22 protein-coding genes and 1 tRNA gene are annotated in these 21,355 nt (G+C 52.1%); 12 read left to right on the forward strand and 11 right to left on the reverse strand.

Annotated features, from left to right (window positions below; translation table 11 throughout):
* Window positions 1-20 precede the first annotated feature (20 nt).
* The 5 genes from EVJ21_RS01175 to EVJ21_RS01195 all read right to left on the reverse strand — a co-directional run bounded on the left by EVJ21_RS01175 (window position 21) and on the right by EVJ21_RS01195 (window position 4,965).
* Window positions 21-1,451 carry a sucrose-specific PTS transporter subunit IIBC gene (locus EVJ21_RS01175; RefSeq protein WP_131465094.1) on the reverse strand — a complete coding sequence of 477 codons (1,431 nt, stop codon included), beginning with the start codon at window positions 1,449-1,451 and terminating at the stop codon, window positions 21-23.
* A complete protein-coding gene (locus tag EVJ21_RS01180) occupies window positions 1,448-2,392 on the reverse strand; it encodes a carbohydrate kinase family protein (protein WP_131489787.1) in 945 nt (314 codons plus the stop codon). The genes EVJ21_RS01175 and EVJ21_RS01180 overlap by 4 nt, the downstream gene beginning before the upstream one ends.
* Before the next feature lie 109 nt (window positions 2,393-2,501).
* Window positions 2,502-3,491 (reverse strand): LacI family DNA-binding transcriptional regulator, encoded by a 990-nt coding sequence (locus EVJ21_RS01185; protein WP_131465097.1) that lies wholly within the window; start codon window positions 3,489-3,491, stop codon window positions 2,502-2,504.
* A gap of 47 nt (window positions 3,492-3,538) precedes the next feature.
* A complete protein-coding gene (locus EVJ21_RS01190) occupies window positions 3,539-4,015 on the reverse strand; it encodes a GNAT family N-acetyltransferase (protein WP_071397451.1) in 477 nt (158 codons plus the stop codon).
* 86 nt (window positions 4,016-4,101) lie between these two features.
* Entirely contained in the window at window positions 4,102-4,965 is an 864-nt protein-coding gene (locus EVJ21_RS01195; RefSeq protein WP_131465099.1) for a cation diffusion facilitator family transporter, read from the reverse strand.
* Between the two features lie 181 nt (window positions 4,966-5,146).
* On the opposite strand from EVJ21_RS01195, the gene EVJ21_RS01200 reads away from it, so the two are divergent.
* The 6 genes from EVJ21_RS01200 (at window position 5,147) to EVJ21_RS01225 (ending at window position 10,541) form a co-directional block, all read left to right on the forward strand.
* Window positions 5,147-5,458, forward strand: a complete 312-nt coding sequence (locus EVJ21_RS01200; protein WP_070327307.1) for a hypothetical protein — start codon at window positions 5,147-5,149, stop codon at window positions 5,456-5,458.
* Window positions 5,459-5,499: 41 nt separating this feature from the next.
* Window positions 5,500-6,273 (forward strand): class I SAM-dependent methyltransferase, encoded by a 774-nt coding sequence (locus tag EVJ21_RS01205; protein WP_236633497.1) that lies wholly within the window; start codon window positions 5,500-5,502, stop codon window positions 6,271-6,273.
* Between the two features lie 165 nt (window positions 6,274-6,438).
* A complete protein-coding gene (locus tag EVJ21_RS01210; protein WP_131489789.1) occupies window positions 6,439-8,820 on the forward strand; it encodes an immune inhibitor A domain-containing protein in 2,382 nt (793 codons plus the stop codon).
* A 109-nt stretch (window positions 8,821-8,929) separates the two neighbouring features.
* Window positions 8,930-9,000: transfer RNA gene (locus EVJ21_RS01215), tRNA-Thr, on the forward strand.
* Between the two features lie 137 nt (window positions 9,001-9,137).
* On the forward strand, window positions 9,138-9,698 hold the full coding sequence (locus tag EVJ21_RS01220; protein ID WP_131489790.1) for a hypothetical protein: 561 nt from the start codon (window positions 9,138-9,140) through the stop codon (window positions 9,696-9,698).
* 147 nt (window positions 9,699-9,845) lie between these two features.
* The gene (locus EVJ21_RS01225) at window positions 9,846-10,541 is read left to right on the forward strand and encodes a queuosine precursor transporter (protein ID WP_070327311.1); all 696 of its coding nucleotides are present in this window, start codon (window positions 9,846-9,848) and stop codon (window positions 10,539-10,541) included.
* A gap of 16 nt (window positions 10,542-10,557) precedes the next feature.
* On the opposite strand, the gene EVJ21_RS01230 is transcribed toward EVJ21_RS01225, so the two are convergent.
* Window positions 10,558-10,818 (reverse strand): hypothetical protein, encoded by a 261-nt coding sequence (locus tag EVJ21_RS01230; protein WP_236636545.1) that lies wholly within the window; start codon window positions 10,816-10,818, stop codon window positions 10,558-10,560.
* A 147-nt stretch (window positions 10,819-10,965) separates the two neighbouring features.
* On the opposite strand from EVJ21_RS01230, the gene EVJ21_RS01235 reads away from it, so the two are divergent.
* The 3 genes from EVJ21_RS01235 to EVJ21_RS01245 all read left to right on the forward strand — a co-directional run bounded on the left by EVJ21_RS01235 (window position 10,966) and on the right by EVJ21_RS01245 (window position 12,402).
* Window positions 10,966-11,322 (forward strand): PilZ domain-containing protein, encoded by a 357-nt coding sequence (locus EVJ21_RS01235; RefSeq protein WP_071397445.1) that lies wholly within the window; start codon window positions 10,966-10,968, stop codon window positions 11,320-11,322.
* Between the two features lie 86 nt (window positions 11,323-11,408).
* On the forward strand, window positions 11,409-12,041 hold the full coding sequence (locus EVJ21_RS01240; protein ID WP_016509573.1) for a hypothetical protein: 633 nt from the start codon (window positions 11,409-11,411) through the stop codon (window positions 12,039-12,041).
* Between the two features lie 88 nt (window positions 12,042-12,129).
* Complete coding sequence (locus tag EVJ21_RS01245) at window positions 12,130-12,402, forward strand: hypothetical protein (protein ID WP_236633769.1); 273 nt, start codon at window positions 12,130-12,132, stop codon at window positions 12,400-12,402.
* Window positions 12,403-12,473: 71 nt separating this feature from the next.
* Here the strand turns inward: EVJ21_RS01245 and EVJ21_RS15535 are convergent, their stop codons facing one another.
* The gene (locus tag EVJ21_RS15535; protein WP_016509559.1) at window positions 12,474-12,605 is read right to left on the reverse strand and encodes a hypothetical protein; all 132 of its coding nucleotides are present in this window, start codon (window positions 12,603-12,605) and stop codon (window positions 12,474-12,476) included.
* Window positions 12,606-12,662: 57 nt separating this feature from the next.
* Complete coding sequence (locus EVJ21_RS01250; RefSeq protein WP_071397444.1) at window positions 12,663-15,326, reverse strand: cation-transporting P-type ATPase; 2,664 nt, start codon at window positions 15,324-15,326, stop codon at window positions 12,663-12,665.
* A gap of 246 nt (window positions 15,327-15,572) precedes the next feature.
* Between EVJ21_RS01250 and EVJ21_RS01255 the strand changes: the two genes are divergently transcribed.
* Window positions 15,573-16,607 carry a PTS sugar transporter subunit IIC gene (locus tag EVJ21_RS01255; protein WP_131489791.1) on the forward strand — a complete coding sequence of 345 codons (1,035 nt, stop codon included), beginning with the start codon at window positions 15,573-15,575 and terminating at the stop codon, window positions 16,605-16,607.
* Between the two features lie 40 nt (window positions 16,608-16,647).
* On the opposite strand, the gene EVJ21_RS01260 is transcribed toward EVJ21_RS01255, so the two are convergent.
* The 3 genes from EVJ21_RS01260 to EVJ21_RS01270 form a co-directional block, all read right to left on the reverse strand.
* On the reverse strand, window positions 16,648-17,643 hold the full coding sequence (locus EVJ21_RS01260) for a Gfo/Idh/MocA family oxidoreductase (protein WP_131489792.1): 996 nt from the start codon (window positions 17,641-17,643) through the stop codon (window positions 16,648-16,650).
* Between the two features lie 61 nt (window positions 17,644-17,704).
* Window positions 17,705-18,193 carry a GNAT family N-acetyltransferase gene (locus EVJ21_RS01265; protein WP_071397441.1) on the reverse strand — a complete coding sequence of 163 codons (489 nt, stop codon included), beginning with the start codon at window positions 18,191-18,193 and terminating at the stop codon, window positions 17,705-17,707.
* A gap of 85 nt (window positions 18,194-18,278) precedes the next feature.
* Window positions 18,279-18,674, reverse strand: coding sequence for an OsmC family protein (locus EVJ21_RS01270; RefSeq protein WP_370252266.1), 396 nt, complete (start codon window positions 18,672-18,674; stop codon window positions 18,279-18,281).
* 125 nt (window positions 18,675-18,799) lie between these two features.
* On the opposite strand from EVJ21_RS01270, the gene cls reads away from it, so the two are divergent.
* Window positions 18,800-20,257: a cardiolipin synthase gene (cls, locus tag EVJ21_RS01275; protein WP_131465114.1), complete on the forward strand. Its 1,458-nt coding sequence runs from the start codon at window positions 18,800-18,802 to the stop codon at window positions 20,255-20,257.
* Window positions 20,258-20,485: 228 nt separating this feature from the next.
* Complete coding sequence (locus tag EVJ21_RS01280; protein ID WP_161567030.1) at window positions 20,486-21,328, forward strand: sensor domain-containing diguanylate cyclase; 843 nt, start codon at window positions 20,486-20,488, stop codon at window positions 21,326-21,328.
* Window positions 21,329-21,355 lie beyond the last annotated feature (27 nt).

A 21,355-nucleotide genomic window follows, 5' to 3' on the forward strand; every position in this document is an offset into this window, starting at 1 on the left:
AATCACTTCCTTTTTCTTTCTTATGCTGCTTGTTTAACTGCTTCTTTTTTCGTTTGGCGTTTCGCAAGGACGAACGTCAATCCGAAGGCGACCGCGAAGGCGATGGCCATACCGATGATATACGAGACAATTGATGCCGGTGCAATCGAGATGATCCCTGGAAGACCTGCCGCGCCGAGGGCGACAGCGAGGACTTCACGACCGACGATGAACGCCGAGGCGATCCCTGAACCGATGATGGCCGCGATGAACGGATAGCGTAGTTTCAAGTTGACCCCGAACATGGCGGGCTCAGTGATACCGAGTAGTGCCGAGATACCAGATGCCGAAGCGACACCTTTCATCTTCTTATCGCGTGTCAAGAAGAAGACGGCAAGCGTAGCCGCACCTTGGGCGACGTTTGACATGGCCGCGATCGGGAAGATGAACGAACCACCTGTGCGCGCGATGTCTGCGAGAAGTTGCGTCTCGATGGCGATGAAGCTGTGGTGCATCCCTGTGATGACGATCGGGGCGTACAAGAGACCCATGACGAGACCACCGAAGAATCCGAGCGAATCATACGTCCAAACGAGCGAATCGATGATCAAGTTACCTGCTTCACGCGTGATCGGTCCGACGAAGGCGAACGTGACGAACGCCGTGATGAGGAGCGAGAGCAACGGTGTGAGCAAGATGTCGAGTGATGCTGGCATGAACTTACGGATGTTGATTTCAAGTTTCGATAAGATATAGGCGGATACGAGGACCGGTAACACTTGTCCTTGGTAACCGAGCTTCTCAATCTCAAAGCCGAGAATGTTCCAAACCGGGATGTCGCCGACCGTCGCTTGTGCGTAGGCGTTGACGAGATCCGGGTGGACCATGATCATCCCGAGCGCGGCGCCGAGGTATGGATTACCCCCAAACCGCTTGGCGGCGGAGAACCCGATCAGGACGGGTAGGAAGACGAAGGCGGCGTTGGCGAACGTGTTGATCATCGCGGCAAGATCGGCGATACCAGGGTACTGGTCGATCAGCGAGCTGCCGTCGAAGAACAAATCAGGTGCTGTGAGCAAGTTGTTGATCCCCATCAAGAGACCACCGGCGACGATGGCCGGGATGATCGGTACGAAAATATCAGATAGCATCTTCACGAACTGTTGGAGCGGGTTACCTTTCTTCGCACCGGCCGACTTGACGTCGGTCGTCGACATGTCACCGAGACCTGTCAATTCGGCGAATTCGGCGTACACTTTGTTGACTGTACCTTGACCGATGATGACCTGATACTGCCCGCCCGTTGAGAACGTCCCTTTGACGACGTCAAGTGCGTCGAGTTTCTTCTCGTCGACTTTCGATTCGTCGTTCAAGACGAGGCGGAGCCGGGTCGCACAGTGGGCCGCTGCTGCAACGTTGTCTTTCCCGCCGACCGCCTCTAAAATCGCTTCTGCTTCTTGTCTGTAGTTCATACTGGTTTCCCTCCTAGTGCTTCAAGCACACGTTGTTGTGATGGTATGGCTGGAATCGCGCCGTAAGCGGTGCACGTAAGCGCGCCGGTCACGTTCGCATATTCGATATCCTTTAGTAAACGAGCGTCATCGACCCCGAGTGTCGCTAATCGATACAAGTAAGCACCGACGAAGGCGTCACCAGCTCCCGTCGAATCGACGCTGTCAATTTTCACCGACGAAATCACATTGTTGCCGTCTTTCGTGGCGATCAACGTCCCGCGCGAGCCGAGCGTGATGGCAATCCGTGACGCACCCGTTTCGAGAAGTGACGCGACCGCTTGATTTAAATCGTCATGCCCGGTCAAAAGTTGCGCTTCCTCTTCGCTCAACTTCACAAAATCGGCTTCTGCGATAAAGTGAAGCGAGTCTTGTTTGAACGCGTCGATGTCTGTGACGAGCGCGTCCCGGTAGTTCGGGTCGAACGAGACGAACAGGCCGTCACGCTTGGCGAACTGTAACAGTTTGAAGTAAGCATTTTTCAACTCACCGTCGAGCAATGCCGTCGCTGAACCGAAATGAACGATGTCACCTGGCTTGAACGCGGTCAAGTCGATCGCTTCGAACGCATAGTCGCCGTCACTTCCGCGCCGGAACGTGAAGTCGCGCTCCCCGTCCGCTTGGATCGAGACGAAGGCGAACGTCGTGTCGCCCTGTTCGACTAGATTCTCGACGCCGACGCCGTTGTCGACGAGCGTCTGTTTTAAAAATTGTCCGAACGGGTCGGCTCCGACCTGCCCGAGAAAACTTGAGCGTCCCCCATGCTTGCTGACGACGGCGGCCACGTTCGCCGGTGCGCCGCCTGCTTTCTTCACGAACGTCGTCCCATTGACGAGATCGCTCGACGCGTCTTCACAAACCCAATCAATCAATAGTTCACCAATGCAATGTACGGTGTTCATCCGTCCACCTCCATGTTTGAATGTATTGCTTCGTATCATTTATCGAACCGGTTCCAAAAGCGAATAAAAAATGTTGCGGAACCGGTTCCGCAACACAAATGTAAACGATTTAATTCAACATGTCAACGCTTTCTCGCAATTTTAATTCGAAATTTGTGAACGTTTTCATCGGGGTGGCTTCACCTGTCAGCAACTGGAGGATCATGTCAGCCGCACGAGAACCAGTCCGCCGATATGGAAGGTGGACCGTCGTCAGCGATGGATGCAATACTTCTGTGAAATCGTACCCACCGAAACCGCTGACCGAGATGTCGTCCGGCACTCGTTTGCCGCCGTTCGCTAACCCTTTCAAGACACCGAGCGCGATGTTGTCAGTCGCACAAACGACGAGCGTCGCGTCCGTCACGTCGGTCGCGAGCTGCTCACCGATCGGGATGGCGTCGTCGATTCTGAACGTCGTCGTCATCGAACGGACGATGGCGCCAGCTTCATTGAACGCTCTCAAAAATCCGTCACGACGGGCTTGTCCGACGGCGATATCATCCTCTGCCACCCCGACATAGATGATGTCCCGGTGCCCCCACTCCATGAACTGTCGCCCGAGCGCATAAGCCGACTCATTGTCCGGGTAGACGAGGCTATGCACATCATCGTGCTGCTGACCAATCAACAGGACCGGGATTTGAATCGCTTCGATCGCCTGTAGATGCGCTGGCGTCACGGTCGTCCCGAGCCAAATGATGCCGGCCACTTTTTGCTTGGCCAAGTTATACAGTTGCTCGATCTCACGCTCGGTCTGTTGGGCCGTGTTGACGACGAGCATCTGATAACCATGCTCGGTCAAGCGTTCATCAATCCCCATCATCGTCCTTGAAGCCGCATACGAATCGAGACGTGGGACGATGACGCCGATCATCTTCGTCTGCTTCGACTTCAAACTTTGGGCGAACTGGTTCGGTTCATATTTCGTCTCACGGATGACTCGCTCGATTTTCTCACGAGTCGCCTTCCCGACCGATCCCCCATTCAAATAACGGGAGACAGTACTTTTGGCAACACCGGCGAGTTTAGCGATGTCGTTGATCGTCACTTGTTTCATCCAAAAACCCTCCATACGAAAAAACTGACGCGCTAGACGCCGTCAGTTCAGTGGTTCATCACATATCGTTTTTTAAAGTTTAAATAGTAAAGTCCGTTGCGTTTCTCGAAGCCGTTCTGTTCGAGGACGCGACGCATCGCTTCTTGATGCGGACTCGTCGGCGGGATGCCGGCGCGGACGGTGTGACCGTCTTTTAAATCGGACTGTTCGAGTGCAAGGCGTAATCCTTCTGTCGCATAGCCTTTATCTTTATACGGGTCAAACACCATCAAATCGAGCTGATAGACGCGAGCTAGCTTGAAAAGCAGTACTTTACCGACGATTTGTCCGTCTTGAACGAGGTCGTAGTAAAAATCCTCGCCATAACTATGTTCGTCAGCCATGTACACATGCTCGGCCCCCATCTCGACAAAAATACCTTTTAGTTCTTCGGCCGACATGCCGTATGAGCTTTGACCATATTTCTGAAAATGTTCATATTCGATCTCATCGATCTGGCGAATAGGTTGACGCACGATTTTCATCCCGTGCCCTCCTTAACAGTTATTCCAACGTCTTTCCAAACTCATTATATACGAAGCGCATCATGAAGCGCAAAAGATAACCTAAATCAGACCGGTTCGATATGAATGTGGACCGAATCGACGGCGTGGTGTTTATCGAGTTCCCGTTCGATATCGTCACAAAGCACATGAGCCTCGTCGACGGTCAAACCACCGTCAACGGCGATCGTCACGTCGAGCATGACGTGGTTACCGAGATGCCGGCCTTTGATCTCTCGAACTTCTTTGACGGTATCAAAATGTTGGATCGTCTCTTCATAAGACTCGACGAGATCAGGCGGGAACCCGTCAGACAGTTGATGCGTCGCATCGAGAAAGATTTGGATGGCCGTCCGGATGATGAGCCCCGCGATGACGACCGCGAGCACTGTATCCATCCACGGCAGCTTAAAGTAAGCGAACAAGACGCCGAGCGTCGCACCGATCGAGATCAAGGCGTCGGCCAAATTGTCTTTCGCGGCCGCTTTCAGCGCGAGTGATTTGGTCTGTTTCGCCAAGTTCAAATTGTAGCGATGGACACCGTACATGACGATCGCACTAAAGAACGCGACGACGGCGGCGAGCGGGTTCGGCTCGACGTAGACACCGGCGAGCAGATTGGCGATGCTGTTCAATAACACGAACAACCCGACCGCGACCATGATGAGCGAAGCGACGAGCGCGGCAATCGTCTCCATCTTCGCATGGCCATACTTATGTTCAGCATCCCGCGGCGTTGCCGCCACACGAATCCCGATATAGACGGCAATTGATGCGATGACGTCGGTCGTATTGTTGAAACCGTCGGCGAGCACGGCTTCCGAATTGTAAATATAGCCGAAGACGACTTTGAGAACAGATAAAATCAAATAAGTCGTGATTGATAAAATGGCTCCTTTGAGCGCTTTTGGTGGATGATTTGTCGAATGCATCCGCCCACCTCCTTTTTAGCTAAGTTAGTATACCAGTTGTTCTTCGTGTGGGCATAGAGAAACAGTGTTTCCCGAAGTCAAAATAAATGGAATATATTCCCGGTAGTTTCGTCTTCCGAAAATTATGGTAAAGTAAACAAGAAGAGACCCTTGTGGTTAAACCGTAAAAGAGGTGAAAGATATGTTCACAGAACGTGATGGTATTAAACTTCGTTTGGAACAAATTGACAGATTGTTATCCGATTTGAATCGTGAAGCGAAACAATTGATGGTACGCTTACGCGAACTTGATGCGAGTGGTGAGAGCCCACAAGAAGCGTCACTTAAGCCAGAAGATCGTGATACGCTCAAAACGTCGATCGATGAGACGCTCGAAGCGCTCCAAACCCGCTCGAAACGCCCGATCAACCCGAACGATGAGAAAAAGAAAGAACTCGCCTCGAACAAGGCGCTCATCGACGAGTTGTCAGATCTACTCAGTAAGAAAAAATGAGACGCCACCGCGTCTCATTTTTTAAGTAAGGAGATTAAATGATGTATATCGTCACAACTTGTCTACGGCCGACTGAAGCAATCATTCATAAAGCAAACGAGCACTCATTGCTACACGATGTGCCGTTCGTCTCGCGGCGAAAGCATTCAATCGAGACGTTGATGAGCCGGCACGGTGCCGCCGTCCTCGTTTTCGATAAGCGCCGCGTTGAGTATACGCCGCTCGGCGCCAAAGAGCCGTTCTTCTTCCATCCATCAAGCTCGGTCTTCCGTGTCAAGCAACTGCTTCGTGATGGCAACGACCCACTGATCGATGCGGCCGACCTTCAACTCGGAGACCGCGTGCTCGATTGTACACTCGGACTCGGTTCCGACAGTATCGTCATGAGCCACGCCGTCGGCCCGAGCGGTCGCGTCGTCGGCCTCGAGAGCGAATTCATCACAGCGACACTCGTCAAAGAAGGCATGTCGGTCTGGGAAGAGAAAGAGAACGCTTTGAATGAAGCGATGCGACGCATCGAGGTCGTTTGGACCGACGCCCTCACTTATTTGAAAAATTGTGCGGATGACGAATTTGAGGTCGTCTATTTCGATCCGATGTTCGAAAAAACGATTTCAGAATCAGTTCATCTGAACCCGTTACGAGCGTTGGCAAACGAAGCGCAGTTGTCAGATGAACTGATTTCAGAAGCCAAACGCGTTGCGAAAAACAGAATTGTCCTAAAAGCACATTTTGAGAGCCCGGCATTCGAAAAGTATGGATTTAAGCGACTTTCACGCAAAACTTCGAAGTTCCATTATGGATATATCGACTGAGAGACTCGTTCGGATTAGGTATTTTGACTTAATCGGGACGAAAGTCTCTTTTTTCTTATTTTTCATAATTATTATTTTCTGAATATTGACATTAATCAGACACAAGTTTAACGTTTACATCAAGCTCACACAATTTCCCATTATTTTTACAGGAGGTCAGTCCAAATGAAAAAACGTTCCATCCGTCGTACGACGCTCGCCGTCGCGCTGACATCGGTCATGAGCGTCAGTGCGATCCCGGCCGTCGGTGCCGCTCCACTTGCCGCTTCACCGTTACCAACCGCAACAAATACTGCCCCATTCGATCACAACATCATCGATGAGGATCGACTCGCCAAAGCGCTCGAAAAGCGTGGCGTCATCAAAAAAGGGCTTTCAACGAAAGAGCGACAGAAAGCCGTCGACGCGTATATTAAAAAGAAGCAAGGTACAGCGCAAGATGCCCACGATCACAAACATGATGACAAATTGAATGACAAAGCGGCGAAAGCGAAAGAGAAGATACATAACCAATTCGAAAAAGAATCGAAACGTCTCCTCGACAAAGCGAAAAAAGGTCAAGGCAATTATCGAAAAGGCAAACCGAATGGCCAAATCAAAGTTGATCCGGCCAAAGCAACGGGCTATAACGGTGCGGTTCGTGAAGACAAAGTGCTCGTCCTCCTCGTCGAGTACAGCGACTTCAAACATAACAACATTGTCCAAGATCCCGGTTATATGTATAGCGACAATTTCAGCAAAGAACACTACGAGCAGTATATGTTCGGTGATAAGTCGTTCGAACTGTTCAACGGTGAGAAAGTTCAGACGTTCAAACAGTATTATGAAGAACAGTCTGGCGGCAGCTACACGGTCGACGGTACCGTCTCTGAATGGTTGACCGTACCAGGTACGGCGAAAGACTACGGCGGTGACAATCCGGCCGGCGGGAATGACAACATTGGTCCAGGTCCCCGTCAACTCGTCAAAGACACGTTGAATGCGGCGGTCGCTTCAGGAATGGACCTCGCCGAATACGATGAGTATGACTTGTATGACCTCGACGGCGACGGCGACTTCAACGAACCGGACGGCTTGGTCGATCACTTGATGATCATTCATGCTGGTACCGGCCAAGAAGCGGGCGGCGGTGTCCTCGGTGACGACGCGGTCTGGTCACACCGTTGGGTACTAGATGGCGTATATGGCGTGGAGAACACGACGGCTGACGTCCCATATTGGGGCGGTAAAATGGCCGCATACGATTACACGATCCAACCTGAAGACGGAGCGGTCGGCGTATTCGCCCACGAATTCGGTCATGACCTCGGTCTTCCTGACGAATATGACACGCAGTACACAGGCCAAGGCGAGCCGGTCCAATCATGGTCGATCATGAGCGGCGGCAGCTGGGCTGGTAAAGTGGCAGGAACGGAGCCGACGAGCTTCTCGCCACAAAACAAGGAATACTTCCAAAAATTGATGGGCGGCAACTGGGCCAACATCACGGAAGTCGATCTTGAAGACATCACCCAGCAAGGTTTCGTCTCGAAACTCGATCAATCGGTGACGAAATCGAACAACCCAGGGTTGTTGAAAGTGAACCTTCCGGACAAGAAAGTGAAAGGTATTGAACCTGAGTTCGGACAGTACTACTACTACTCGACAAAAGGTGATAACTTGCACACTGAACTCGTGACACCAAGCGTCAAGCTCGGTGCTGACGGCACACTCGCCTTCGATACACGGTTCGAGATCGAATATGATTACGACTACTTGTACGTCAAAGCACTGAGCGGCGGCAAAGAAGTCGCCCTTGACGTCTACGGTGACGACAACACCGGAAATGACGCCGAGTCAACAAACGGCGCTTGGGTGAACAAATCGTACGACTTGTCACAGTTCGCCGGTCAAGACGTCCAGATCGTGTTCGAATACGTGACAGACGGCGGTCTCGCCCTTGAAGGATTCGCCCTCGACAACTTGGCGATCACGTCAGGCGGACAGACGCTTCTCGCAGATGACGCGGAAGGTGCTGAGGCGGTCACGCTCGACGGCTTCGTCAAGTCGGACGGTTATGACACGAAACCGCACTACTACTACCTCGAATGGCGTAACCACGCAGGCGCTGACACGGGTCTCTTGAACGGCCGTGGCGTCAAGTACAACACCGGTCTCGTTGTCTGGTATGCCGACGACTCGTTCTCGGACAACTGGGTCGGTATCCACCCGGGCGAAGGTTTCCTCGGAGTCGTCGACTCACATCCAGAGGCAATTGTCGGTAACTTGAACGGCAAAGAAACGGTTTCAGGCAGCACGCGTTACCAAATCGCGGACGCCGCGTTCAGTTTAGACAAAACGCTCGCTTGGTACCTCGATTCTCCGAGCCGCGGAATTTACGACTACAAGGCGCAATCTGGCGTGAAACAGTTCAATGACGCCAATACGTACATCAACTCGCTCATCCCGGATGCGGGCCGTAAGCTTCCACAATACGGACTCGTCGTCGACGTCGTCGGCGAAGCGAAAGACAATTCGGCTGGAGCTGTTTGGGTCCGGACGAAGTAAGCATGATTTGTTTGACCCTCGCTCTTCTCATCAAGAGAAGAACGGGGGTCTTATTATTCTAAAAAAGCTTGAATTTTCAATCGAGACTGTGTAACATACTAGTTGTAACGCCTCTGTAGGTTAGTGGCAGACCTCAGCAATGGTAATGCTGCAGCACGAGTTCGATTCTCGTCGGAGGCATCAACTGAATCCGTTTTACGGAGCGATAAAAAGCACTTTCTCGAAAAATAGAGAAAGTGCTTTTTATTGTATCTAATCCGATTTGATATTCCAATAAATGGTATAATGAGCAGATACATACCTAAAGGAGACTAGATATGAAACGTTTCATCACACTACTAGCTGCCGTCGCCTTGTTGGCCTCTTGTACCCAAGAGACAACGGATCGTCCGATTGACTCACCACCAAAGAATGAAAATGTCGTAATCGATGTATCCGAGACGCAACCCTTCTCTGAACCTGTCCCGACCGAAAAAGAAGTCTCGATATTTTTAGGCTATCTCCAGTCATTGAGCAGTGATACGCTCGGTGCGCTGCGTCAATCCGAGCAATCCACCTTCGCCTGTGGGACGTCTTGTGAAGACCGTCCGCTCGAAGAAATCTCTACTCAAATCGACAGTAACCGGGAAGAGCTTGAATCAATCCGTGCCGATATTGATGAAATTCTTCCGGCGCTTGACCACCTTGTGTCATCTGACGTATCAGGAATCGACCGTGAAGGACTGACCAACGTATTGAACGAATTCACATCCGTGAGTGAGGCGTTGACGCATTTTTTAGAAGCTGACGATTGGTCATTTTGGGAAGAAGCCCGGACCCAATTGAATAGCATGTCATCGACCATAAAAGGCATCGCTATTTATCTAAGTGGTGTGTGACATTATATCAACTACATAGGCTGCTCTCATCCAAACTCGGGTGAGGGCTTTTTTCTTACAGTCATGGAAACTGTCTTGACACGTCTCCGGTTCCTCTATAAACTTGAAAAGTTGAATTGAATGATTTTTTTGGAAGGAGCATGACAGATGCTGAATGAATGGTTATGGATCCCTTCTGCCCTGCTCACGCTCGGTCTGCTCGTCCTCAGCTATAAACTGTTCGGACGGGTCGGACTGTACGCCTGGATCGCGATGGCCTCGGTCGTCGCCAACATCCAAGTGACGCAGCAGATTGTGATTGGTGGTTTCATCTTCACACTCGGGAACATCGTCTACGGTTCCCTTTATTTAGCGACAGACATCTTGAACGAGAAACATGGCCGTCACGCCGCCCGCAAAGGCGTCTGGCTCGGCTTCTTCATCTTGATCGTCTCGACGGTACTCATGCAGTTCGCCTTGCTTTACGAACCGTTCGAAGAAGCGCTCTACATGCATGAGAGCTTCAAGGCGTTGTTCTCGATGCTCCCGCTCATCACGCTCGGCAGTCTCGCGGCGTACCTCGTCTCGCAACTGTTCGACGTCTTCATCTATTCGAAGATTCGGGCGAAAACGGGTGAGAAGAAACTGTGGCTCCGGACGACTGGTTCGACGGTCGTCTCACAGTTGATCGATACGCTCACGTTCTGCACGATCGCCTTTTGGGGAATGGAATGGGACATCTGGTGGAACATCTTCGTCACGACGTATGTCGCCAAGTTCATCATCGCTTGGATGGCCACGCCTTTTATGTATTATGCGAAACGGACCGAACCACAAGACGACGAGACGGAAAAAGCAGCCTAATAAAAAAACCGCAACCTCAACAGGTTGCGGTTTTTTCTCGAATTTGCAGACGCACCGCGTAAGGCCGCGCATCTTCGAGCGACGACGTCTCCCGACAAACAGTGAGCGCCATGTAAGCGTCGATAGCGAGCGCTTCGATGGTCTCGTCCGTCGTCTCGACCTCAAGTATGGTGTAGGGCGGCAGATGTTCGAGCTTGACCCACTGCCCGTGCAGGTTCTTCACATAGATGATTGGTTCGTCAATCGAGTAACGTCGGAGTAAATCAGACACGTTCACGCGATCCCCTCCTTAAACCAAACCTTTATCCTCATTATAGAAAGCGCTTACGATTCTGTAAACCGTGCTTCCCGAAAATTTGGCGGTCCAACGCTTCAAAAATGGTGGAATCGAACCGATAATCTAGAAGAGAAATGAGGTGAACCGATGCGTTATCGCCGACAAGAAACGTTCCGCTACATTTTACCGAACCCCCGTTTCATCCCCTACCGCCTCGTATGGGAAGATAAGGAGTTGCATGACGGTGAAGGCATGCTGCTCAACATTAGTGCCCACGGCTTGAAGTTGCGCTGCGACTACTTGTTCCCGCTGTCGGAAGGGCTGAAAGTTCAGGTCGTGCTCGACCTCGTCCCGCTCATCCAGTCAATCGAGTTGACTGGTCACGTCCGTCACCGCAGTCAAATAGGAAGCATGTACGATTACGGGATCCGTCTTGAAGCGAATTCAGAAGAAGCCCAACAGCTCGTGACGATGATCAAAGCTTATGCAAGAGAGAACCAATGAGAACGTGTCGTCAGACACTTCTCATTTTTTGTTCGTCCGATAACAGGGTATACTAATGACAACAGAGACAGATTAGAGGTGTAGCCATGACTAGAAAATTTTTATTGATTCCTTGGGCCGCCGCGATCGCGATCGCGCTACTTGGTCCCAACACCCCGTTCTCGAGCCGGTTCTTGCTCGACTTCCTGACGTACAATACCGATGCCTATGAAGGATATTCTTTATCCCTCTTTAGCGTGCTAGGCGTCTACCCGCTCGCGCTGTTCCCGCTGCTTTGGTCGGAAGTGAACCAACTGCGGCCGAATCCACTCCTACCGGCAGCAACCGGTTTCGTCGTCGGAGGATTCATCATCGCTCCGTATCTCGCGTTCGCACGGCAGTCGCCCTACCCGACGCCAATCAAGCCGTTGCCGACGAGACTGCTCGGGGTCGTGTTGCTCCTCGTCACGATCGGTTTATTCATCGCTGCCGCGATGACTGGGAATGTCGCACAGTATTGGTCATACGTCGAACAGAATCAATTCGTCCGCACGATGACGGTCGATTTCTTTTTGCTCGCCTTCGTCCAAATGACATTGATGACCCGGGATGCGAAGCGCTATAAGATGAGCTTGTGGCCGCTCCCGTACATCCCGTTATTCGGTCTATTGTTTTGGCTCATCATTCGTCATAAGCAACCGTTCAACGAGGCGCCGCCGCGACGGCCGAAAGTGGTTTGATGTTGTACTTGAGAGTGGGTTTCCCAAAACCTACTCTTTCCTTTATACTAGAGCGAGAGTTTATCTAGAGAAAGAAGGGTCAAATCCAATGAGATTTTTTAAAGTAATGACACACACGAACGACAAGGGAGAAGACGTCATCCTAAGCGAGTATTTCAAAATCGCCGACAAACAGGCTGAACAATTCCTCAAAGATACGTTAGAGCTCGACATGTTCGACGAGAAAGTGACGCTCAAAGAGTGCCAAGTCGCGAAAGACCGGTGGGAATGCCCGGTCGGTGACTTCGTCGTCGTCGAATACTTCAATGAAAAAGAGTTTGATAAAATGAACGAGTATCGTGTGGTCGCACCGAAAAAGTGACCCACAGCAAAGGCGACCTTCCCGATTGAATGGGAAAGTCGCCTTTTTATCGTTCGAGTCATCGACGTGCGTTATGACTCCTCGTTATCTTCTTCCGGGTCCGGATCTGGATGTTGCGTCGGAGCCGGTTTTTTCGCCGGATCAGACTCATCGTCTGGCATCGGGTCTGGGTGAACCCCAGGTTGCGATTCGTCACGTTTCATTGAGCATCCCTCCTCTGTCATAGTGGACTAATTCCACATCGATCAAGAGTCGAAACATCAGTGTATGTCTTTATTGCCGATGACACGACGTGAGATCGCTTTTTCAATCTCGACGATGACGAAGACGATGGCACCGAAGACGACCGGATAGATCCAATCATTCAAATCAAGTGCCGCTGTCCCGAACAACGTGTGCATAAACGGCACGTACGTGATGAACAGTTGAAGTGCAATCAATAGTGCCGATACGATAAACGCAATCTTGTTATCGAAAAAGTGGCGGTTAAACGCCGGAGCGAGTTCGGTCCGACAGTTATACAAGTGGAACAACTGGGCCATGACGATCGTATTGAGTGTGATCGTCTGCAGCTTCGCAGTCGAGAAATCAAAGTCGGCTAACATGTAGTTGATGATCAAGCTGCCTCCCCCGATCAAGATCGAGACGAAGATGATCCGAAACACGTAATAGCGACTCAACAGCGGGACGTTCGCCGGACGCGGCGGACGTTTCATCGTGCTCTCTTCGAGCGGTTCGAAGGCGATCGCGAGCGACAGCGTGATGGCAACGACCATGTTGACCCAAAGGATTTGGACCGGGCTGAGCGGTGCCGCGGCACCGAGCAAGATGCTCATCGCGACGAGGAGCGCTTGTCCACCGTTCGTCGGGAGCAAGAACAAGATCGTCTTCTTCAAGTTGTCGTATACACGGCGGCCTTCACGCACCGCGTTGTAAATCGTTTTGAAGTTGTCGTCGACGAGGACCATCTGCGACGCCTCTTTTGCGACTTCGGTCCCTTTGATACCCATCGCGACACCGATGTCGGCCCGTTTCAAGGCCGGGGCATCGTTGACACCGTCACCGGTCATCGATGTGATGAGCCCGTTTTGCTGCAATCCTTTGACGAGACGCAGCTTATCATTTGGGCTCGTCCGTGCGAACACATCGTTATGAACCGACGCTTCTTTGATCTCCTCGTCCGACATGTTCGTCAATTCTTTCCCTTCAAGTGCGCCTTCGACTTCCATGCCGAGTTCACGGGCGATGGCGACGGCTGTGTCTTTATGGTCACCCGTGATCATCTTGATGCGGATACCGGCGTCACGGCACGCCGCGACGGCTTCAATCGCCTCTGGACGTGGTGGATCGACGATTCCGTACAAACCAAGGAACGTGATACCGGATTGGACGTCCTCATGGTCGACCGTCTCTTTCGAGCGATCGACCCGTTTGAATCCGCCACCGAGGACACGTTGTCCGCGGTCGGCGATCTCTTTACGTTTCTCATCCCAATAGGTGCGGTCAAATTCCGTATCTTCAGCCATATCGAACAGGCGGTCTGGCGCCCCTTTGATGAAGATCATCCGCTCATCTTTATAGTCGACGAGCGTCGCCATGTACTTATACTCCGAATCGAACGGGATTTTCGAGATGACTTTCAGCCGTTCAATCGGTCGCTCCGCTTTTTCGGCGAGCGTGAGCAAGCAAGCTTCTGTCGGGTCGCCATTGATGACCCATTCGCCGTTTTCTTCATACAATTGGGCATCATTACACGTCTTCCCGACCGTGAGCAGATCGATCATCGACTCGTCGTCATCGAGGTCGAACGGTTGACCGTTTTGTTCGAGGTCACCATCTGGAGCGTATCCGCCGCCTGACACTTCGATATCGTGCTTCGCCGTGACGACTTGCTTGACGGTCATCTCGTTTTTCGTCAGCGTACCTGTCTTATCGGTACAGATGACAGAGACCGCCCCTAACGTCTCGACGGACGGTAGACTACGAACGATCGCTTTCTTCTCGGCCATGTTACGAACACCAAGTGCGAGAATAATCGAGATGACGGCAGGGAGACCTTCCGGAATCGCTGCGACCGCTAACCCGATCGTTGTCAGCATCAGTTCGATTGGATCGAAATCACGTACAAAGTAGCCGAACGCGTAAATGATGACCGAGATCACAAGGATCGCAATCGAGACCGTTTGACCGAATTTCGTCGTCTGACGGATGAGCGGTGTCTTCACCGTCTCGACTTCAGCGATCGATGCGTTGATTTGACCGAGCTCCGTCCCTTCACCGATCGACGTGACGATCGCTTTCGCGCTGCCCGTCGCTATACTCGTTCCTGAATAAATCATGTTTTTCCGGTCACCGAGGACAGCATCTTCCGCCACGACTTGAATTTTCTTCTCGACCGTCGTCGCTTCACCTGTCAAAGCCGATTCTTCGACTTTGAACTTCTCGGCTAGAATGACTCGCGCATCGGCCGGCACTTTGTCACCGGCGGCGAGCACCAAAAGGTCTCCGACGACGAGTTCGCTCGATTCGATTTGAATCTGTTTGCCGTCTCGGATAACGCTTGCTTTCGTCTCGAGCAGTTTTTTAATCCCTTCAAGCGCCTGTTCAGCCTTGTTTTCTTGCAAATAGCCGACGACGGCAATGATCGTGACGACGAGCGCGATGACGATCGTATCGATATACTCACCTAAAAAGCCAGTGACGACGGCCGCACCGATCAGGACGTACACAAGAATGTCATTGAACTGTCTCAAAAATTTTATGATTTCAGGTGTCTTTTCCTTTTCCGGCAGAACGTTCTTCCCGAACTGTTCTTGCCGACTCGACACTTCTTGCTTCGACAGCCCGTTGTCTACGTCTGTCTCAAGACTACTCCTCACCTCTTCCGGTTCGAGTGCGTGCCAATTTTTGTTCTCCATTTGCATCTCTACTCCTCCTTGGTCGATCCTATATGAAAATCTATCTCTTTTATGTTCCCACTCCACGGCTTCCTGACACATCAGACGACACATTTTCACAACTTTTTCAAAAAAACCGTTCACATTTGCCTCGTTTTTCATTTGGAAACGCTCCCATCCAAAAAAGTCGTGTCAGATGGATGAAATGGCTTTACATAACGGTCTGAATGGTTAACTATAGAGAAAATAAAACAGAGAGAAAGAGGTACACGTATGGTCATTATTCAAGGGATCGCCCTGTTGCTGTTGATTCTCGCCTTGTTCACGTTATTCAGTTACAAAGCACCGTTCGGGATGAAAGCGATGGGAGCACTCGCCGGCGCCGCAATCGCGAGCTTCCTCGTCGAAGCGTTCAACGCCTACGCGATCGGTGGGTTACTGCCGCTCCCTTTATATGAAGAAGTCGGCCAAGCTGCCGGTGCGCTGTCGGGACCTGCGGCAGCAGCACTTGTCGCGATTGCGCTCGGCATGAACCCGGTCTACGCGTTGATGCTCGGTTTGTCCGTGTCAGGCTTCGGGATTCTCCCCGGCTTTTTCGCAGGGTACGTCCTCGCCTTACTCGGCGGCAAGCTCGACCGGCACCTCCCGGCCGGTGTCGACATGATTTTTTACGTCATCGTCATGGCACCGCTCGCCCGTCTCGTCGCCATCGGTGTCGATCCGCTCGTCTCGAACACGCTCGCTCAAATCGGGGCGGTCATCGAGCTCGCAGCGACGCAAAATCCGATTGTGATGGGACTCGTCCTTGGCGGAATCGTCACGGTCGTCTCGACATCACCGCTCAGTTCGATGGCGCTCACGGCGATGCTCGGTCTGACCGGTGTCCCGATGGCAATCGCTGCCCTTGCCTTGACGGCGTCGATTTCGATGAACTATTTACTCTTTAAGCGATTGAACATCGGCTCGAAGAAAGACCAACTTTCGGTCGCGATCGAACCGCTCACACAAGCCGACCTCATCTCGGCGAATCCGATCCCAATCTATAGCGTCAACTTTGTCGGTGGTGCCATCGCCGGACTCATCGTCGCGATGACCGGAATGGTGAACAACGCACCTGGGTCTGCCGCCGGTATCCCGGGACTGCTCGTCATGTATGGCTTTAATGACTGGCAGACGGTGACGGTGACGGCAATCATCGTGTTCGCCGTCGGCATCATCGCCGGTCTCATCGGCAGCAAACTGTTCAGCAATTTCCCGATCGTTCGGCATACGGAAAAGATGGCAAATCCGGAAGAGGAAGCCGCATGAAAAAGCAGGAAGTCCAATTCGCGGACTTCCTGCTTTTTCGTTATTCAAACGATAATGTTGTTTGCGTTCGAGACGATTGCCGTGCAAGTTCGATCACACGCGTAGTCAACAAAGCGTCCTCGAGGGGAACGACCGGCCGTCTCGTCGAATAACTGTCAGCGAGCTGGCGATAAAATGCCAAATAACGCCCCGGTTCGATTTCAATCGTTTGCGGCTCATTTACAACGAGCGTCCCCGTCTCACTGACACCCGCTTCGATCGTGCCGTCTCGGAGCGCGGCTTCTTGCGGGTCGAGACCGTATTTCATAAAGCTGCCTGCCGTACCGTGGACTTCAAAGCGAGGCGCTTCAACGGCGACGAACGGGTTCGATCGTAAATAGACGCGCTTCTCACCGTAGTGCAGCGTCACGTTGAAGCCGTCGTCGGACTGTCCGCCGTCTCGTTGGACCATGACGTCTGCTGAGACGTGGTCCGGTTCGCCGAACAACACGAGCGCCTGATCGATCAAATGACTGCCGAGGTCGAACAAAATACCAGACCCAGGACCTGCGTTCTCACGCCATCTGTCCCGGACATGCGGACGGAACCGGTCAAAGCGTGATTCATACACTTTCCAGTCTCCGATTCGGTTTGATTCGAGCAGTGACGCCACCGTCAAGAAATCTCCATCCATGCGTCGGTTGTGGAACACGTTGACGATCCCGTCACGCGTCTTCTCGAGGGCGATAAGCGTCTCCCCTTCCTCAGACGTTAGGAACGCAGGCTTCTCGACGAGGACGTCTTTGTTTGCGTCGAGACACGTCGTTACCATGTCTTTATGTAAGTTCGACGGTGTCGTGATCACGAACAGCGTCGCATCGGTCGCGATCGCTTCTTCGAGCGTCGCGTATACGTCCACATCAGGGAGCACGGCACGGACGTCATCCGGTCTAGAGGAGACGACCCCAGTGATGTTGAATTCCTCGAGCGTCGTCAAAAATGGCAGGTGGAACGTCGTCGCCGAGAAGCCGAAACCGACCAATATAGTGTTGATCATATCTATTCCTCCTTTGTTTCTTCATGATTCATTGTAACAAAAAAAGGGGTACATTGACCCCTCACGCACTGACACTTTCATCCAAACCATATTCAAACGTGTTGTATCCGTTACGTGAATCGACGTAAACGAAACCAAAACGTGGATAATACTCGTTCAAAAACTCGTTGTCGGCGACACAGTCGAGACGGATCGGCTCGTTACCATCGGCTTCGCGGAGTACATGTTGCATCAGCTGTTGACCGACGCCACGGCCTTTCAATTGCTCACTGACGACGATGCGATGGATGTATTGACCGCGCTCGCCATCTTCCCATAAATTGTGATCCCATTCATCCGGAGGAAGCAAGGCGATCGAGGCCAAGACAAAGCCATGTTGTTCATACACGTACACACTTCCCGTCGCAATGTCGGTTCGCACGCGTTCTAACAAATCTAGCTCCAAATATTCCGTCCACTGATCACTTCCTGTTTCATTAAGCGCTACGGCTCGTTGTTCGATTAGGTGCGCGATGTGTTTAGCATCGCGTTTCGTCGCGAGTCGAATCATAACGTCCTCCTTTATTTATGCAGTATTTGAAATACCAATATAACGGAGACGTTCGACCGATTTCAACCATCTTGCCTGAGCGATGTCATCGGAACGGGATGACGTCGCCCCCGTTCAATTGATAACTATACGTCAAAGTCGCGTTCAAGCTATGCGATACTGAGCAATAGCGATCGACGGACAGTTCGATGGCACGGCGGACCCGTTCCTCCGGCATCTCCCCTTCGAGTACATATAAAATATGGATCGTCGTGAACCGCATCGGGTGCTCGGTCGCCCGCACCGCGTCGACTTCCATCCCGAACCGTTCGAGCGGCAGGCGCATCTTGTGCAAAATCGAAACGATATCGATGCCCGTACAGGCCGCCGTGGCGTGCAGCAACATCTCGGTCGGCCGTGGCCCCGTATCCAATCCCCCGACATCCGGCGCCGCATCGAGTGTCACGCTATGACCGGAAGGAGTCGTTGTTTGAAACGCCATCCCTTGTTGCCAATCCACTTTCAAGTTCATCTCAGTCTCCCCCTTATTTTTTCACTAGCATACTATTCCCTCGATTGAGGTATTATAAAGCTAGTTGCACAATTTGTCGTTTAGGAGTGGGTCGCATGGAGTGGTCGGTCATGATCAGTTGGGGGCTGTATATCGTCCTCGGGTTAAATTTATTGTTCGCTTTAGCCGTTATCTTCGCGGAACGCCGCGATGTCGGTGCCACCTGGGCCTGGCTGCTCGTCTTGTTTTTCCTACCGATCCTCGGATTTATCATCTACTTGTTCCTCGGTAGACAGCTGAAAAAAGATAACTTCTTTAACTTGAGTGTTGAGGAACGCTCATTTCATTCGTTGCAAGTCGAGAGTCAAATCGAGCAGATTCACCGTAAAGAGACGATGCTCGCCCAACCGCTATTTGAGAAGTACGAGCAGTTGCTCGAGATGAACTTGCGCTCATCGAAGTCACTCATCAGCGTCCACAACAAGTCGACCATCATGCATGACGGGGAACAGAAGTTCAAGGCGCTGATGGACGATATCCGTAGCGCCGAGACCGAGATCAACATCCAGTATTACATCATCCAACGTGATGCCCTCGGGAAGGCCTTGATCCACGAACTGATCGAGCGCGCCAAAGCGGGCGTCAAAGTCCGGCTGTTGTATGACGCGGTCGGATCGCGCAGCCTCCGCGATTCAGACTTCAAGGAGTTGATCGCGCATAACGGCGAAGTCCGTGTCTTTTTCCCGCCGACGCTCGGCTTGATCAACTTCAAGTTGAACAACCGGAACCACCGGAAAGTCGTCATCATCGATGGCAAGATCGGCTACGTCGGCGGCTTCAACGTCGGTACCGAGTATCTCGGTCTCGTCGAGAAGTTCGGTTACTGGCGCGACACCCATCTCCGGGTCGAGGGGGACGTCGTCTATCACCTGCAGCACCGGTTCATCTTGGACTGGAACTTTTCGGGGAGCAAGCATCACGACCCTGAAAACTCGTTCTGCTTCGCGCGCCACGATATTAAAGAGCAGTCACCGATGCAGATCGTGACGAGCGGACCGAACTCGGACACCGAGCACTTGAAAAATATGATGATCAAAATGATCGCGTCGGCCAAGCAGCGAGTCATCATCCAAACGCCTTACTTCATCCCGGATACGAGCTTCATGGACGCCTGCAAGATGGCGCTCCTCTCCGGTGTCGAGATGGACATCATGATCCCTGGAAAACCGGACCATCCGTTCGTCATGTGGGCGTCACTGTCGTTCCTCGGTGAGCTGCTCGATTACGGGGCGAACGTCTATATGTACGATGAAGGCTTCCTGCACGCGAAGACGCTCGTCGTCGATGACGAAATTTCGACCGTCGGCACGACGAATTTGGACGCCCGCAGCTTCCGCTTGAACTTCGAAGTGAACGCCATCATCTACGATGAGCGGGTCGCTCTTGAGCTCGCCTCGTTGTTCGAGTCGGACGTCGCCGTCAGTCGGCGCTATACGGTCGACGACTATGCGGTCCGGAAGTGGAGCGTCCGGATGCGCGAAGGTGTGTCACGGTTGCTCAGCCCAATCTTATGACTGTTGTGAGATCGCGCCAGCGGTCTCTTTTTTATGTCCATCAGCCGACAGATTCTAGATTTCAGCTTATTTTTATCATGTTTTAGCTAATATTCTTCCAAATAAGGGTATAAAGTATCAGTACGAACGTCCTAAACTCTCGTTTCGTTAAAGAAAGGAGGAAGTATGCGTTCGCGCATATGTCATTCTATGGCTGATCAAGAACGAATTCACCAAGACACCCACACCATGAAACCCGATCCTTCCTCGTGGGACCAGTTACCGATCGGTCTCTTTGCATTCGATACGTTCGGACGCATCATCAGTTACAACGATTCATTCGTCGACTTACTCGGGGTCGTCCCGATGACAAGCTCGACGTTTGAACAGTGCACGACCTCAACGTTTGACTTATACGGTGCCGTCGCCCGTGTATTGGCAGGCGAGACCGTCCGCTTAGCCGGTTGGTATACCCCTCCGAATCGACATCCCCGTTTCGTCCGGACGACGATGTCGCCCAGCTTTCAGGCTGACGGCCGAATCGACGGCGGGGTCGGCGTCATCGAAGACATGACCGAACAGCGACGTTATGAAGAACGGATGGAGCATCTGTCGTCACTCGACCCGTTGACCGAGTTATTCAACCGTAAAAAAGTCGGCGACGTCCTGACCTCGGCTGTCCAAGATACGGTCGACACGAAAGCACCTGCCGCCGTCATCATGCTCGATATCGACTACTTCAAGCTCGTCAACGACACGTTCGGTCACCCGACCGGTGATCTCGTGTTACGTTCGATCGCTCAATTGCTCCGCCGAAATATAAGGAAGACCGATTCGATCGGCCGCTGGGGCGGCGAGGAGTTTTTAATCGTCGCCCCGCAGTCGACACTTACTGATGGCATCCAGTTGGCCGACAAGTTACGTCAAAAGATCAACGACGAACCGTTCGGTCCGGTCCCGCACGTCACATGTTCGTTCGGCGTCAGTTCGCTTGATGGCGGAAAGACCGTCGAACAAGCACTTCAAGACGCGGACGAGGCGCTGTACGTGGCAAAAAACTCAGGCCGCAACCAAGTGTCGAGCAAACGATGATATGAACTCTAAGAAGAATCGAAATGT

The sequence above is a fragment of the Exiguobacterium sp. SH0S2 genome (assembly GCF_004337185.1).
GTDB lineage: Bacteria > Bacillota > Bacilli > Exiguobacteriales > Exiguobacteriaceae > Exiguobacterium > Exiguobacterium aurantiacum_A.

Coding starts and splice junctions, on each gene's coding strand:
- EVJ21_RS01250 (WP_071397444.1), bottom strand. CDS start 15,326: ATGCAAATGGAGAACAAAAATTGGCACGCACTCGAACCGGAAGAGGTG.
- EVJ21_RS01225 (WP_070327311.1), top strand. CDS start 9,846: ATGCTGAATGAATGGTTATGGATCCCTTCTGCCCTGCTCACGCTCGGT.
- EVJ21_RS01180 (WP_131489787.1), bottom strand. CDS start 2,392: ATGAACACCGTACATTGCATTGGTGAACTATTGATTGATTGGGTTTGT.
- EVJ21_RS01210 (WP_131489789.1), top strand. CDS start 6,439: ATGAAAAAACGTTCCATCCGTCGTACGACGCTCGCCGTCGCGCTGACA.
- EVJ21_RS15535 (WP_016509559.1), bottom strand. CDS start 12,605: ATGAAACGTGACGAATCGCAACCTGGGGTTCACCCAGACCCGATGCCA.
- EVJ21_RS01190 (WP_071397451.1), bottom strand. CDS start 4,015: ATGAAAATCGTGCGTCAACCTATTCGCCAGATCGATGAGATCGAATAT.
- EVJ21_RS01205 (WP_236633497.1), top strand. CDS start 5,500: ATGTATATCGTCACAACTTGTCTACGGCCGACTGAAGCAATCATTCAT.
- EVJ21_RS01185 (WP_131465097.1), bottom strand. CDS start 3,491: ATGAAACAAGTGACGATCAACGACATCGCTAAACTCGCCGGTGTTGCC.
- cls (WP_131465114.1), top strand. CDS start 18,800: ATGGAGTGGTCGGTCATGATCAGTTGGGGGCTGTATATCGTCCTCGGG.
- EVJ21_RS01200 (WP_070327307.1), top strand. CDS start 5,147: ATGTTCACAGAACGTGATGGTATTAAACTTCGTTTGGAACAAATTGAC.
- EVJ21_RS01175 (WP_131465094.1), bottom strand. CDS start 1,451: ATGAACTACAGACAAGAAGCAGAAGCGATTTTAGAGGCGGTCGGCGGG.
- EVJ21_RS01255 (WP_131489791.1), top strand. CDS start 15,573: ATGGTCATTATTCAAGGGATCGCCCTGTTGCTGTTGATTCTCGCCTTG.
- EVJ21_RS01270 (WP_370252266.1), bottom strand. CDS start 18,674: ATGGCGTTTCAAACAACGACTCCTTCCGGTCATAGCGTGACACTCGAT.
- EVJ21_RS01265 (WP_071397441.1), bottom strand. CDS start 18,193: ATGATTCGACTCGCGACGAAACGCGATGCTAAACACATCGCGCACCTA.
- EVJ21_RS01245 (WP_236633769.1), top strand. CDS start 12,130: ATGAGATTTTTTAAAGTAATGACACACACGAACGACAAGGGAGAAGAC.
- EVJ21_RS01240 (WP_016509573.1), top strand. CDS start 11,409: ATGACTAGAAAATTTTTATTGATTCCTTGGGCCGCCGCGATCGCGATC.
- EVJ21_RS01260 (WP_131489792.1), bottom strand. CDS start 17,643: ATGATCAACACTATATTGGTCGGTTTCGGCTTCTCGGCGACGACGTTC.
- EVJ21_RS01220 (WP_131489790.1), top strand. CDS start 9,138: ATGAAACGTTTCATCACACTACTAGCTGCCGTCGCCTTGTTGGCCTCT.
- EVJ21_RS01235 (WP_071397445.1), top strand. CDS start 10,966: ATGCGTTATCGCCGACAAGAAACGTTCCGCTACATTTTACCGAACCCC.
- EVJ21_RS01280 (WP_161567030.1), top strand. CDS start 20,486: ATGAAACCCGATCCTTCCTCGTGGGACCAGTTACCGATCGGTCTCTTT.
- EVJ21_RS01195 (WP_131465099.1), bottom strand. CDS start 4,965: ATGCATTCGACAAATCATCCACCAAAAGCGCTCAAAGGAGCCATTTTA.